The organism is Pseudomonas sp. AP3_22 TE3818, assembly GCF_053628995.1.
On sequence record NZ_JBRJHL010000001.1, the window covers coordinates 3,174,185 to 3,188,253 of the forward strand.

The following is a 14,069-nucleotide window of genomic DNA, read 5'->3' on the forward strand; positions in this document are numbered from 1 at the left end:
TTTTCAACGCTTCGCCTCTGGAATCTCTGCTGTCGGCGTAAAAATAATCAAACTGATTACCCCTGTGACTGGCCGATCAGGTTCCGGAGGCCGATGTGAGCGGCACCGGGTCCAGTTGCCGGCCCATTTCGCAGATCAGGAACGCGAGCGAATCGGCATTGTGCAAAATGACGTCCGTCCTGAAGCTCGCATTTTGCCCGTCCAGGAATGCTTCCCGTGCGCTCTCCATGGTCTTGCTGCCCGTTAGCCTCAGAATGGCCTTGCCGATGTGATAGGCCGCCGGGATCGAATCCAGGCTGATCCACGATTGCAGGCCGCTGTTCCAACGCGCAAACAGTTCCTCCTTCGGCGTGTCCAGCGACAAGGCTTCTCGCTGGAATTTCAGTTGGGACTCTTTCGCGGCTGCACCGTAGGCCGTGATCGGCGCTACCAGGTCGCTGAAAGGGCGCCGGGCTTCAAGGGAAGCAATGTCCACGGCCGCGGAAAACAGGTGAGCGAATTCATGTATCAGTGTGGCGGCCTGGCTGTGGCCGTCGACGTTGAAGGGCTCAGTCAGACAGGATTTGTACCAGTCGAGTTGTTGATCGAAGAACCTTTCGGTGAAATGCACGTTGCGCTGTAGATCCTTGTCCAGGACAAATGCGATGAGGTTGTCCTGCGGGTCCCGGTTTGAACCCACGATAAAGCGATGGGAGTTCATCCAGTCTTCATCGGGGTCGACCAGCGCGTTGCAGATGGGGAGGATGGCGTCCTTGATCTTGTCGAGCAGCGTTGCGTTGACCTGGCCGACACCAAAGAAGCCTTTGAGGAAGGTGTCCAGCCGGGTACCGGGGACGAATCTGCGCAATTGCGCCATGTTGTGCAAACTGTTGAACGCGTAATAGCGCGCCATGTCGATGGCCTGCACGATCATTCGGGCCTTTTCGGGATGCCTGGCGCGAATGTCTTCCATCCCCCGGGCTTCGATATTCAGCACCTCCCTGGCGATATGGGCATGGGCAAACTGATTGTGCATTTTCGACATGGCCTTGCCGAAGTGCGCCGTATGGATGTCCGGGTCGATCACCAGTTGCCTGTCTGGCGCAGTCAGCAGTGCGGGGCCTTGTTCCTTGTCCTTGATCATTCGCCAGGCCGGCCCCGTCTTGTCTACGCTGTACACCTTGCCGGCGATGGGGGCGTAGGTTTTTTTGCTTGCCGCATCGAGGTAGGTGCCGTCTGCGCTGTTTTTCGTCAGGTCCTTGAGCTCGACCGTGGTTTCGAACGGTTGCAGCCGCGTGCGCAGCGGTGCCGTTGAATCGATCTGGGACCACTTTGGTGCGATGACCGGTGTGGCAACCGGTGCGGCAAGGGTTTCCCGGGTTGCCTGGGGCGTGTCGGTCCATCCTTCGAGCGACAGCTTGCCCAGTGTGATGAGTTGCGCCGCACCGGCGATAAAGTCCTCCAGCGCAACTTTCCAGTGATGATCCTGCAGGGCTTCTGCCGAGTTGAGGGCGTCTTTGTAGGCGTTCCAGAGAAACCGCACATAAGCGAGTTTGCCCGGCAACAGGCCGAGGATGCGGTGGATGTTGGCGCCGAACAGGTGTTTGACGGCTTCCCAATCCGCCTGGCTTGCCGCGTGTGACTGGCTGCCAAGCATTTGCGACAGCAGTCGGGTGTTGTCGTGGAACAGGCGGGTGAGCAAGTTGCCGTCGATGGGGCTGGACCCGAGGGTGATCTCACTCAATTGCCCAACGGTCGAGTTGAACAGATTGCGGAAGGCGGACTGCTCGCTGTCCGGCAGGCGTCGTAGCAACATGTCCTGCAAGGGCCCCGGCGTGTTCAGCGCCGAGACAAGGCTGGCCTCCGTGTCGAATTCGATAAAAGGCGAGCCGCCAGGGTGGTAAGGGGCATAGAGGATCTGCGGCCCGGCCTTTGCGTTGCCGGGGCTCACCAGGTACAGGCCCAACGCTTTGACGGCAGCGGCGCCGGTGGTCTTGATCAGCTCCAGTGGCCGGGCAATCGCGTGTGCTCCCTGCACGGCTGCCCGGGCAGTGGCGTCCGGCATGTCGAGCACCTGTCGAAGCAAATCGAACGCGCTGCTGGATAGCCTTTGCAACAGCTTCAGTTCGTGGGCGTGTTGCAGCAGTTGCCAGGGCAGTTGTTTGACAAAGCGCTGCATCCGGCTTTCGGCGTCGGCCGTTGCACCGGACAACGTCTGCGTTACCTGTGCTGCGTAGCTTTGCACGTTCAATGACTGCAGCAGTTGACGGACCGCAGCCTGGTCCAGCCCCTCCGGCAGCGTCTGAGTGGTTGTCGAGGAGACCTGGAACCCGGAACCTTGCGCGACGCTGACATGGTTCAGGGCGAACTCGGTAAGGCTCCGGGCGGGACCGGTCAGGTGGAGGTCGGGGATGATTTGAACATCGTCGGGGTCCAGCGTAATGGCGGGAAAGCGGTTGCCGAGCAACGTCGTCAGCCGTTTATGCACATACGACCTGAGGGGAGTGATCCCGTGCAGGTAGTCTTTGTCCTCCTTGACGCTGTTGCGGTATTGCTCCAGCAGTTCAACGTGCAGCCGCTGATCTTCGAGCGGAGCCATGCCAAGCCATGCGGGCAGTGACTGCTGCAAGGTGATCGCCCGGGCAATCGCGGTGGCTCTTCGCAGGTTGGTGCCGATTCCGGCCGTGGCCAGCGCTTTCAGCGCTTTTTTCTGCTTCGTGTCGTTCAGTTCCCGGCTGCGCGCGTGTTCGCAGCGAGCCAGAAAGTGATTGACGGATGATCGTGCGACCTGCTCCAGGACAGGCCCTTCAATCAGCCGCAGCGCACCCAGTGAGTAGCGTTGGTGGAAGTGGCGTTGGCTCGGGGTGAGATTTTCCAGTAGCGCCATGCGTTGTTGCGGGTCGAGCAGGCGCCGGTTCAGTTCCTGCCTGGCACGGCTGATGGTGTCGAACACCTCCAGTCCCTCGGCGGGTGTCCACAGGATCGTCCGGCCGGAATGCGAGGGGTCGAGTCCGCCGCGCTCGGTCAGGAACAGGCAATGGGCCAGCGGCAGGACATCCTTCAGGCCGGAACACTCAAGGGTCAGTGAATAGGCATCGGGCCGGAACCCCTTCAAAGAACGACGGTTATGTCTTTCGGCCTGATCCGGGTTGAACACCGTATCGACAATGGCCCGGTCCGCATCCGTCAATGTCGCGTTGAGTTTGCGCAGGCTTGCCTCGCCGCGGATGCCGACGGAAAGCGCGTGGGCCAGGCGCGGCTGCAACTTTTCCAGGTAGACCCGCTGCAACGCCAGTGAAGCGAGCGGTTGTGCGGCGCAGTCGGTATTGATCAGTGTTTCGATGTCGCTGAAGCTCTTGACGAACGCTGCCGCCGCATCGGCCAGCACCATGGACGGCTGCTGGTCACCGGACAGCACCGGCCGCGTGCTCCAGCGTCCGTCGGTCTCCAGTGTCAGCAGCCGCTCGTTGATCATCGAACGGATATCCAGCGCCTTGTCGAACAGGGCGTGGATGTCAACGTTGCCGTCACTGTGACGGAACACTTGCAGGGCATATTCCATGTTCTGCAGTTGCTTGGTGATGATCGCGTTGAAGAGTTCGTGGAAGATAGCGCCGGACATCGCTTTCCCGCTCACGTTCGGCTGATCAAAACCAGTGAAACGCTGACGTTCGTCCAGGCTCAACAGGCCATAGAGCTCATCCTCGTGACCCGCTGCGTTGAACTTGCTGCGCACGGTATCGTGCAAGTCCTGATAGTCCTTGAGCACCTGCAAACCTTCGGTGGGCGTGTAGAGAAACGCATGACTGGCGCTGACCATCAGTGAACCGGCCAGCTCGACGTAATTGGCCTGGTACTCCCACAGGCGCACGGTTTCGACCGTCATCGATGTGTTCGTCCGGCTGGCCGTCGAGATCAACGCGTGCAGATCCTTGCTTTGTTCCGGAGTGATGATCCCGGCTTCGCGCTTGAGCAGCAGTTGCACTCGCGCCTGATCGGCGATGGCCCGGCCGAAGAGTACGCGACGGGATGCGCCATTGGCGCTCGCTGCGTCCCAATAGTGCTCGAGCTGTCCGATCAGCAGGCTGACCAGCTTGCGCGAGACTGTCGTGACCGCCGTTTCCCAGTGCCCCTGGTCAGCGTTTGCCGGGGACTTTTTCGGGTGGGAAAATGCATGGGTCTGCCCGGTGGGCCAACGCTGATGGCGATAGTGCAGGAGCACGGCGTCACTCAGCGACAGGGAATTGACCCAAGGTCTCGCCAGACGACTTGCGTCCTCGTTCCCTGCAGTCGCTGCCAGATAGAAGTTCACCCGGGTCTGGCTCTGATCCACGTTGGGAAAAGACGCCGTCAGTTGTTCAGTCAGCAATGTATCGAGCAGCGACGTCAGGGACGGTAGCGCCTTGAGTTCATTGAGCAGGGCCTGGTCGTTGAGTTGCTGATGGCGGGAGAGGGTGTTGCGTTGGTCCTCGAACACGTCACCTTCAATGGTTTGAAACTCCAGCCCGATATCGTCGGCAGCCACCACCGTCTTGCGTTGTGACAGCGCCATGAAGGCCAGCAGTTCATCGTCTTCGTTGACGGCTCTGAGTCGTGCCGCCAGATGTCCGGTCAGGACCGAGCGGCTGGCGAATTTCTGTATGCCGGCGTACGGGGTGTAGAGAATCACGCCGTTGTCGTCCGGCGTCGCGGTCAGCAAAAAACTGCCGGCCAACGCCATGGGTTCCTGGCCAGGGACCTGCAAAAAGATTTTTTTTGCCAGCATGGGCGGCGTCTGCTCATCGCGCAGGGCCTGGCTGGCCAGTTCGATATGGCGGAACCATTGGAAATCCTTTTGCGCCAGCCCGTGGGTTTGGCCGAGTGCTCGCCAGAGGCCGGGCATTGTCAGTGCTTCGGGGAAAAACAGCGGAGTTACGGGTGTAGACATCATCGAGTCTCGTTCAAGGTGCCACTCAAGGGCGCCTGTGGGTTGAGCATCGAGACTAAAAGCCGGTGCGTTGACGCAGGTGGTAAATAGATAACGCACGGGACGTGGGCATTGGTGACACGGACATACCTCATCGCCCCTGAGGGAAAGGTTGACAGGTCGCTCGCCGCGCGTTGTTAATCGGCGGGTCTTTGTACGCTGTTGTTCCCTCCAATAATCAGTCTGGAGCTTCAGATGTCTGCGCCACACGATCACGCGTCTACTGCGGTCTCGTCACACCTGTCACTCGAAGCGCTGAGCGCTTTGCTGGAGAAGATTTTTCTGCGTCATGGCACCTCGGCCGAGGTTGCCAGGGTGCTGGCGCAAAACTGCGCCGGCGCCGAGCGCGATGGCGCCCACAGTCACGGGGTATTCCGGATCCCGGGTTATGTTTCGACGCTGCAAAGCGGCTGGGTCAATGGACAGGCCGTTCCGGTGGTCGAAGATGTGGCTTCGGGGTTTGTGCGGGTCGATGCCGATAACGGTTTTGCGCAACCGGCTCTGGCGGCGGCACGCGAGTTACTGGTGCAGAAAGCCCGAAGCGCCGGCATTGCGGTGCTGGCGATCCGTAATTCGCACCATTTCGCGGCCTTGTGGCCGGATGTCGAACCCTTCGCCTATGAAGGACTTGTAGCGTTGAGCGTGGTCAACAGCATGACCTGCGTGGTGCCCCACGGCGCCGACCGACCACTGTTCGGTACCAACCCGATTGCCTTCGCCGCGCCACGGGCTGACGGCGAACCGATTGTCTTCGACCTCGCCACCAGTGCCATTGCCCATGGCGACGTGCAAATTGCCGCGCGCCAGGGCGAACGCTTGCCGCAAGGGATGGGCGTAGACAGCCTCGGCCAGCCGACTACCGACCCGAAAGCGATTCTTGAGGGCGGCGCGTTGCTGCCTTTTGGCGGACACAAGGGCTCGGCGTTGTCGATGATGGTCGAGTTGCTCGCGGCGGCACTGACCGGCGGCAATTTCTCCTTCGAATTCGACTGGAACAACCACCCAGGCGCCAAGACGCCCTGGACGGGCCAATTGCTGATCGTGATTGATCCGGACAAAGCGGCGGGGCAAAGTTTTGCCCAACGCAGCCAGGAACTGGTGCGGCAAATGCACGGTGTCGGCCTGAAGCGTTTGCCGGGTGACCGGCGTCATCATCAGCGCGCCAAGTCGCTGGCCAATGGCATTGAACTCGATGCCCGGACGCTGGCAAACCTGCGGGAGCTGGCGGGGGAGTGATTCGGGGTATTGGCAAATAATGTCTAATTAACGCAACCTCTGTAGGAGCGAGCTTGCTCGCGATGGACTTGAGGGCACCGCGGGGAATCAGATTTCCCGCGTAATCGTTAACGACCATCGCGGGCAAGCCCGCTCCCACAGGGTTCCAGTGTTTGCCAGTGCTCAGCGACGCCCCAGCAATAACCCCACCACCAGACCAAACCCGGCGGAAATCGCCACCGTTTGCCATGGATGCCCGCCGATATAGGTTTCAGTGGCCTCGACCGCGGGCAGGGTGCGGTTGCGCACGCTGGTCACCGAATCCCTGGCCTGCTGGAGTTTCAGGGCGATTTGCCCACGAAGGGTGTCCGCTTCTTCCCCGACCAGTGAGGCGCTGCTTTTCAGCAGCTTTTCCGACTCTTCGATCAACGATTGAAGTTCGCTGAACGCTTGATCCTTGATTTGATCTTCGGCAGCTTGCGCGGCGGTTTTGCGGGCCATTGAAGTACTCCTTGCGGGTAAGTGGACAGTGAACAATGGAGTCTGCGGCCGTCGGAAAAGTTGCAGCTATTTTGCCCGGAAAGGTCATCTTGCTGAAAAACCGGCGCAGGACATTTCGCCCTACAGTGTAAGATGTCGCCAATTTTACGCAGCAGGAAATTCCCATGAGCTTCAATCTGGCCGACAAACCCCTCGCCGAGCGCGCTGCGCTTGAAGACGAGAAATCCCGTCTGTTCGAACTCTGGCAAAACAACCTGGGCAAAGCCAAGGGCGAAGCCGCACGGTTGTTTGGTGAACGGGCCAAGCGCAAAGGCAAGTGGGCCGAATGGGTGCGCGCCGAACTGGACGGCATGTCGCCCCCGGAATACGCCAACATGGTGCGCAGTGAAGTCAATCGCCTGATGGCGGCCAACAAATAACATCGGCGGTCAGGCGAAACTCGCGACAATCGCTTCACGCACTTTCAACACGACCGGGTCAAGCTGGGTGCTGGTGCGCCAACCCAGTTCGATCGGGTAGCGCGGCAAGGCCAAAGGGCAGGGCAGCAGTGCCAGGCCGCTGAGCGTCGCGATGCTTCGGGCGGCATGGGCCGGAATGGTCGCCACGGCCTGGCTGCCCTTGAGCAAATGCGGCAGCGCGGCAAAATGCGTGGTCGAGGCGCACACCCGCCGACTCAGGCCCAGCGCCGCCAATCCTTCATCGGTAATCCCGATAAAACCGCCGGACGACACCAGAATGTGTTCGCGGGCCACAAACTCCTCAAGGCTGATGCTTTGCTGGCCCTCGACCAGGCTCGACGGGTCCGCCAGGCACAGGTAACCGCCTTCTCCCAGCACCTGGCGGCTGAGCAGCCGCTCGGCAAAGCCGCCCGCGGTGATCGCCAGGTCAATGCTGCGCTCCATCAACGCCTGGGCAACGATCTGGCTGTGGGTCTGGCGGAAAATCAGGCGCAACTTCGGCGCGCTCCGGGCGATTTCCTCGATCAGTCGTCGGCCGTAGGCAATTTCGAAATCATCCGACATGCCCACGGTGACCGAGCGACCTTCGTACTGTTGCGCAGCCGGGTCGACCATCGCCAGGCTCTGCCGGCATTTGTTCAGGGCCTCGCTGACCACCGGCTTGAGCTGATTGGCCTTGAGCGAGGGCGCCAGGCCGCGCCCGGTGCGCACGAACAGTTGATCGCCATACACCTCGCGCAACCGGCGCAAGGCCGCGCTGACGGCCGATTGCGTGACGCCCAGGCGCAAGGCGGCACGGCTGGCACTGGACTCTTCGTGCAGCGCTTCGAAGACTTTGAGCAGGTTGAGGTCGATGTTGGTGATATTCATCTGGTTCATATCATTCAGCAGTGAATCGGTCTTTATTGATGATCACGTGGCGCCGGAGAATGAGCAACCCCTGATGCGAATGGAGTTTTCGTGATGCCCAAATCAATCGTGGCGGCCTTGCAGATTGGCGCCTTGCCCGGTGGCAAGGCCGATACCCTGGAACAGATCCTGTCCTATGAACACGCGATCATCGAATCCGGCGCCGCGCTGGTGGTCATGCCTGAAGCGCTGCTGGGGGGTTATCCCAAAGGCGAGGGCTTTGGCACGCAGCTCGGTTATCGGCTGCCGGAAGGGCGCGAAGCCTTTGCGCGCTATTTTGCCAATGCCATCGACGTGCCCGGCGCGGAAACCGAGGCGCTGGCGGCGCTGTCCGCACGCACCGGAGCGAATCTGGTGATCGGCGTCATCGAACGCGCCGGCAGCACCTTGTACTGCACCGCCTTGTACTTTGATCCGCAGGCCGGGCTGGTGGCCAAACACCGCAAACTGATGCCCACCGGCACCGAACGGCTGATCTGGGGCAAGGGCGATGGTTCGACGCTGCCGGTGATCGACAGTCAGGTCGGGCGCATCGGTGCGGCGGTGTGCTGGGAAAACATGATGCCGCTGCTGCGCACGGCGATGTACGCCAAGGGCGTGGAGGTATGGTGCGCGCCGACCGTGGACGAACGGGAGATGTGGCAGGTCAGCATGCGCCACATCGCCCATGAGGGGCGTTGTTTCGTGGTCAGCGCCTGTCAGGTTCAGGCATCGCCCCAGGCCCTGGGCCTGGACATCGCCAACTGGCCGGCGGATCGGCCGTTGATCGCCGGCGGCAGCGTGATCGTAGGGCCCATGGGCGACATCCTCGCCGGACCGTTGCGAGAGGGCGCCGGTCTGCTGACCGCGCAGATCGACACTGACGACCTGGTGCGCGCCCGCTACGACTATGACGTGGTCGGTCACTACGCTCGCCCTGATGTGTTCGAGCTGACCGTGGACGAGCGCGCTAAACCGGGGGTGCGCTTCACGTCCTGATACCTGAGGGCTTTGGCCAAACCAGTCAGGCAACTTGATAACTTTGACCATTGCCCGCCACCCCTGGCAGAGCGAGTATTTCCCTGTTGATTACGGTTCCCCCCAACCTAATAAGAAACACAGGGATTCTGGCAATGCGCGATTACTTGTCTGCTACAGATCAGTTCAACTATCAGCACACCGTCGACGCCGCACTCGCAGGCGATCTGACGGCGCTCAACGCCTGCGTCGAATGCTGTGACCGGCATGCCTTGCCGGGTCGCATCGCGCTGTTCTGGGAGGGCCGCGACGGCGCCAGTGCGAGCTACACCTTCACTGATTTGCAGGACAAGGCCGCGCGTTTCGCCAATTACCTGCTGGCCCAGGGCGTGAAGAAGGGCGACAAGGTCGCCGGCCTGCTGCCACGCAACATCGAATTGCTGATCACCGTGTTCGCCGCCTGGCGCATCGGCGCGGTGTATCAACCGCTGTTCACCGCGTTCGGACCCAAAGCCATCGAGCACCGCCTGAGCTGCTCTGGTGCCAAAGTGGTGGTGACCGATGCGATGAACCGGTCAAAACTCGCCGAAGTCCCCGACTGCCCGAGCATCGTTACTGTCACTGGCCCCAAAGGGCAGGGCCTGATGCGTGGCGATAGCAGTTTCTGGGCCGAACTGGCCAACTATTCCTCCGATTGCGAACCGGTGCTGCTGACTGGCGAAGACCCGTTCCTGCTGATGTTCACCTCGGGCACCACCGGCCCGTCGAAAGCGCTGCCTGTGCCGCTCAAGGCCATCGTTGCGTTCCAGAGCTACATCCGCGACGCGGTTGACCTGCGCCCGGAAGACGCCTTCTGGAACGTCGCCGATCCGGGGTGGGCCTACGGCATCTACTACGGTGTCACCGGGCCCCTGTCGATGGGGCATCCGATCACCTTTTACGATGGTCCGTTCACCCTCGAAAGCACCTGCTGGGTGATCAACAAGTACGGGATCACCAACCTCACCGGTTCACCGACGGCCTACCGTTTGCTGATTGCCGGCGGCGATGAGTTCGCCAGATCGATCAAGGGCAAACTGCGCATCGTCAGCAGCGCCGGCGAGCCGCTGAACCCGGAAGTGATCCGCTGGTTCGCCGACAACCTCGACGTGGTCATCCACGACCACTACGGCCAGACCGAGCTGGGCATGGTGCTGTGCAACCACCATGGCCTTGAACACCCGATTCACATGGGCGCCGCCGGTTTTGCTTCGCCGGGCCACCGCATTGTGGTCCTCGATGACGGATACAAGGAACTGGGTGTTGGCCAACCCGGCATCCTGGCCATCGACCGCAGCCAGTCGCCGATGTGCTGGTTCGCCGGCTACGAAGGCGGGCCGACCAAGGCCTTTGTCGGCAACTACTATTTGAGTGGCGACACCGTCGAGTGGAACCCGGACGGCAGCATCAGCTTCGTCGGTCGCAGCGATGACGTGATCACCACCTCCGGTTACCGGGTCGGCCCGTTCGACGTGGAAAGTGCGCTGATCGAACACCCAGCCGTGGTCGAGGCCGCCGTGGTCGGCAAACCCGATCCGGAGCGTACCGAACTGGTCAAGGCGTTCGTCGTGCTCAGCCCGCAGTACCGCGCAGAACCTGCGTTGGCCGAAGAGCTGCGCCAGCACGTGCGCAAGCGCCTGGCGGCGCACTCGTACCCCCGTGAAATCGAATTTGTCAGCGAGTTGCCGAAAACCCCCAGCGGCAAATTGCAGCGCTTTATCTTGCGCAACCAGGAAATCGCCAAGGCTCAAGAGGCTGCGGCGAAGAACCTTCCAGCTTGAAAGGGAAACAATGATGCAGATCGAGAACAAGATTTTTATCGTCACCGGTGGCGCTTCCGGCCTCGGTGCAGCAACGGCCGAGGTACTGGTCGCCGCAGGCGCGAAAGTGATGCTGGTGGACATGAACGCCGAGGCCGTTGCAGCCCAGGCCCAGCGCCTTGGCGCGCACAGCGTGGTGGCGGACATCAGCAACGAAGCGGCAGCCGAAGCGGCCGTGCAGGCGACGGTCGAAGCCTTTGGCGGCCTCAATGGACTGGTCAATTGCGCCGGCATCGTGCGTGGCGAGAAGATTCTCGGCAAGAACGGTCCGCACTTGCTCTCCAGTTTCAGCCAGGTGATCAACGTCAACCTGATCGGCAGCTTCAACATGCTGCGCCTGGCGGCAGCGGCGATTGCGCAAACCGAAGCGGATGCCGATGGCGAGCGCGGCGTGATCATCAACACCGCGTCTGCCGCGGCATACGACGGTCAGATCGGTCAGGCGGCCTACTCGGCGTCCAAAGGGGCCATCGTCAGCCTGACGTTGCCGGCGGCCCGTGAACTGGCGCGCTTCGGCATCCGCGTGATGACCATCGCCCCGGGCATTTTCGAGACGCCGATGATGGCCGGCATGACCCAGGAAGTTCGCGACTCCCTGGCCGCTGGCGTGCCATTCCCGCCGCGTTTGGGCAAACCGGGCGAGTATGCCGGGCTGGTCAGGCATATTATTGAAAACAGCATGCTCAACGGCGAGGTGATCCGTCTCGACGGTGCCTTGCGCATGGCCGCCAAATAAGGAGGATTTGTCATGACACTGTCCAACGATCCGATTGTAATCGTCAGCGCCGTCCGCACCCCGATGGGTGGATTCCAGGGCGAACTGAAAAGCCTGACCGCGCCGCAACTGGGTGCGGCTGCTATCAAAGCCGCCGTTGAACGTGCCGGCGTTTCCAGTGACGGCATCGACGAAGTGCTGTTTGGCTGCGTACTGCCGGCTGGCCTTGGCCAGGCCCCTGCGCGCCAGGCGGCACTGGGTGCCGGGCTGGATAAATCGACCCGCTGCACCACCCTGAACAAGATGTGCGGTTCGGGCATGGAAGCGGCGATTCTCGCCCACGACATGCTGGTGGCCGGCAGTGCCGACGTGGTGGTCGCCGGTGGCATGGAAAGCATGTCCAACGCGCCTTACCTGCTGGACCGCGCCCGTGCCGGTTACCGCATGGGCCATGGCCGGGTGCAGGACTCGATGTTCCTGGACGGCCTCGAAGACGCCTACGACAAGGGCCGCCTGATGGGCACCTTCGCCGAAGACTGCGCCGAAACCAACAGCTTCAGCCGTGAAGCCCAGGACGCGTTCGCCATCGCCTCGACCACCCGCGCGCAACAGGCAATCAAGGACGGCAGCTTCAAGGCCGAAATTGTCCCGCTCACCGTGACAGTCGGCAAAGAGCAAGTGGTGATCAGCAACGACGAGCAGCCGCCAAAAGCCAAACTGGACAAGATCGCTTCGTTGAAACCGGCGTTCCGCGAAGGCGGCACGGTGACGGCGGCCAACTCCAGTTCGATTTCCGACGGTGCGGCGGCATTGGTACTGATGCGCCAGTCCCAGGCACAGAAACAAGGCCTGAAGCCGCTGGCGGTGATCCATGGCCACGCCGCGTTCGCCGACACCCCGGGCCTGTTCCCCGTGGCGCCAATCGGTGCGATCAAGAAATTGATGAAGAAAACCGGCTGGTCGATCAATGACGTCGATCTGGTGGAAGTCAACGAAGCCTTTGCCGTGGTCGGCATGGCCGCGATGACTCACCTGGAAATCCCCCACGAGAAACTCAACGTGCACGGCGGCGCTTGCGCCTTGGGCCACCCGATCGGTGCGTCCGGTGCGCGGATTCTCGTGACCTTGCTGTCGGCCCTGCGCCAGAAAGGCCTGAAGCGCGGCGTCGCGGCGATCTGCATCGGTGGCGGTGAAGCGACGGCCATGGCCGTGGAATGCCTCTACTGAACCTGACGCTATCCCATGTGGGAGCGGGCTTGCCCGCGAAAGCGGTGTGTCATCCGACGATGATGTCGACTGACACGGCCTCTTCGCGAGCAAGCCCGCTCCCACAGGGGGCTGCGTTGTAACCTGATTCAAGGATTCACCATGATCCCCAATGATGACCAGCAACAGATCCGCGACATGGCCCGGGATTTTGCCCAGGAACGGCTCAAACCCTTCGCCGCCGAGTGGGACCGCGAACACCGCTTCCCCAAGGAAGCCATCGGCGAAATGGCCGGTTTGGGCTTCTTCGGCATGTTGGTGCCGGAGCAGTGGGGCGGGTGCGACACCGGTTACTTGGCCTACGCCATGGCCCTGGAAGAAATCGCCGCCGGCGATGGCGCCTGCTCGACCATCATGAGCGTGCACAACTCCGTGGGTTGTGTGCCGATCCTCAACTACGGCACGGATGAGCAGAAAGAACGCTTCCTCAAGCCGTTGGCCAGCGGCGCGATGCTCGGCGCTTTCGCCCTGACTGAGCCCCAGGCGGGTTCCGACGCCAGCGGCCTGAAAACCCGTGCGCGCCTGGAAGGCGACCACTACGTGCTCAACGGCTGCAAGCAGTTCATCACCTCCGGGCAGAATGCCGGGGTGGTGATTGTGTTTGCGGTGACCGATCCGAACGCCGGCAAACGTGGCATCAGCGCGTTTATCGTACCGACCGATTCGCCGGGCTATAAAGTCGCACGGGTCGAGGACAAGCTCGGCCAGCACGCCTCCGACACCTGCCAGATCCTCTTCGAAGACGTAAAGGTGCCGGTGGCCAACCGTTTAGGCGAGGAAGGCGAAGGTTACAGGATCGCCCTGGCCAACCTGGAAGGCGGCCGCGTCGGCATCGCTTCACAATCGGTGGGCATGGCCCGCGCCGCGTTTGAAGCGGCCCGTGATTACGCCCGTGAGCGCGAAAGCTTCGGCAAGCCGATCATCGAGCATCAGGCCGTGGCGTTCCGCCTGGCGGACATGGCCACCCAGATCGCCGTGGCGCGGCAAATGGTGCACTACGCCGCCGCCCTGCGCGACAGTGGCAAGCCGGCCCTGGTCGAGGCGTCGATGGCCAAGTTGTTCGCCTCGGAAATGGCCGAGAAGGTATGCTCCTCGGCGCTGCAAACCCTCGGCGGATATGGTTACCTCAACGACTTCCCGCTGGAGCGGATCTACCGCGACGTGCGGGTGTGTCAGATCTACGAAGGCACCAGCGATATTCAGCGCATGGTCATTTCGCGCAATCTATAAGAAGGAGTCCCCTG

At 61.6% G+C, this 14,069-nt stretch carries 10 protein-coding genes; 7 read left to right on the forward strand and 3 right to left on the reverse strand.

All coding sequences use genetic code 11. From position 1 onward, the window contains the following. Positions 1-76: 76 nt before the first annotated feature. Complete coding sequence (locus AB7M25_RS14360) at positions 77-4,906, reverse strand: hypothetical protein (protein ID WP_454237496.1); 4,830 nt, start codon at positions 4,904-4,906, stop codon at positions 77-79. Positions 4,907-5,140: 234 nt separating this feature from the next. Here AB7M25_RS14360 and AB7M25_RS14365 point away from each other — a divergent pair, with 234 nt between their 5' ends. After that, positions 5,141-6,181 (forward strand): Ldh family oxidoreductase, encoded by a 1,041-nt coding sequence (locus AB7M25_RS14365; protein WP_429387559.1) that lies wholly within the window; start codon positions 5,141-5,143, stop codon positions 6,179-6,181. Between the two features lie 162 nt (positions 6,182-6,343). On the opposite strand, the gene AB7M25_RS14370 is transcribed toward AB7M25_RS14365, so the two are convergent. Next, the gene (locus tag AB7M25_RS14370) at positions 6,344-6,661 is read right to left on the reverse strand and encodes a DUF883 family protein (protein ID WP_015094973.1); all 318 of its coding nucleotides are present in this window, start codon (positions 6,659-6,661) and stop codon (positions 6,344-6,346) included. Between the two features lie 164 nt (positions 6,662-6,825). Between AB7M25_RS14370 and AB7M25_RS14375 the strand changes: the two genes are divergently transcribed. Then, positions 6,826-7,080 (forward strand): hypothetical protein, encoded by a 255-nt coding sequence (locus AB7M25_RS14375; protein WP_007970091.1) that lies wholly within the window; start codon positions 6,826-6,828, stop codon positions 7,078-7,080. Between the two features lie 9 nt (positions 7,081-7,089). On the opposite strand, the gene AB7M25_RS14380 is transcribed toward AB7M25_RS14375, so the two are convergent. Next, positions 7,090-7,998 (reverse strand): LysR family transcriptional regulator, encoded by a 909-nt coding sequence (locus AB7M25_RS14380; protein WP_102700774.1) that lies wholly within the window; start codon positions 7,996-7,998, stop codon positions 7,090-7,092. A gap of 84 nt (positions 7,999-8,082) precedes the next feature. On the opposite strand from AB7M25_RS14380, the gene AB7M25_RS14385 reads away from it, so the two are divergent. The 5 genes from AB7M25_RS14385 to AB7M25_RS14405 all read left to right on the forward strand — a co-directional run bounded on the left by AB7M25_RS14385 (position 8,083) and on the right by AB7M25_RS14405 (position 14,055). Then, a complete protein-coding gene (locus tag AB7M25_RS14385; RefSeq protein WP_454237497.1) occupies positions 8,083-9,006 on the forward strand; it encodes a carbon-nitrogen hydrolase family protein in 924 nt (307 codons plus the stop codon). Positions 9,007-9,140: 134 nt separating this feature from the next. Further along, complete coding sequence (locus AB7M25_RS14390) at positions 9,141-10,805, forward strand: AMP-binding protein (protein WP_454237498.1); 1,665 nt, start codon at positions 9,141-9,143, stop codon at positions 10,803-10,805. 13 nt (positions 10,806-10,818) lie between these two features. Next, complete coding sequence (locus tag AB7M25_RS14395; RefSeq protein WP_429387549.1) at positions 10,819-11,580, forward strand: SDR family NAD(P)-dependent oxidoreductase; 762 nt, start codon at positions 10,819-10,821, stop codon at positions 11,578-11,580. Positions 11,581-11,592: 12 nt separating this feature from the next. Further along, positions 11,593-12,786: an acetyl-CoA C-acyltransferase gene (locus AB7M25_RS14400; RefSeq protein WP_104447253.1), complete on the forward strand. Its 1,194-nt coding sequence runs from the start codon at positions 11,593-11,595 to the stop codon at positions 12,784-12,786. Positions 12,787-12,927: 141 nt separating this feature from the next. Next, the gene (locus AB7M25_RS14405; protein ID WP_218478588.1) at positions 12,928-14,055 is read left to right on the forward strand and encodes an acyl-CoA dehydrogenase; all 1,128 of its coding nucleotides are present in this window, start codon (positions 12,928-12,930) and stop codon (positions 14,053-14,055) included. Positions 14,056-14,069: the final 14 nt, after the last annotated feature.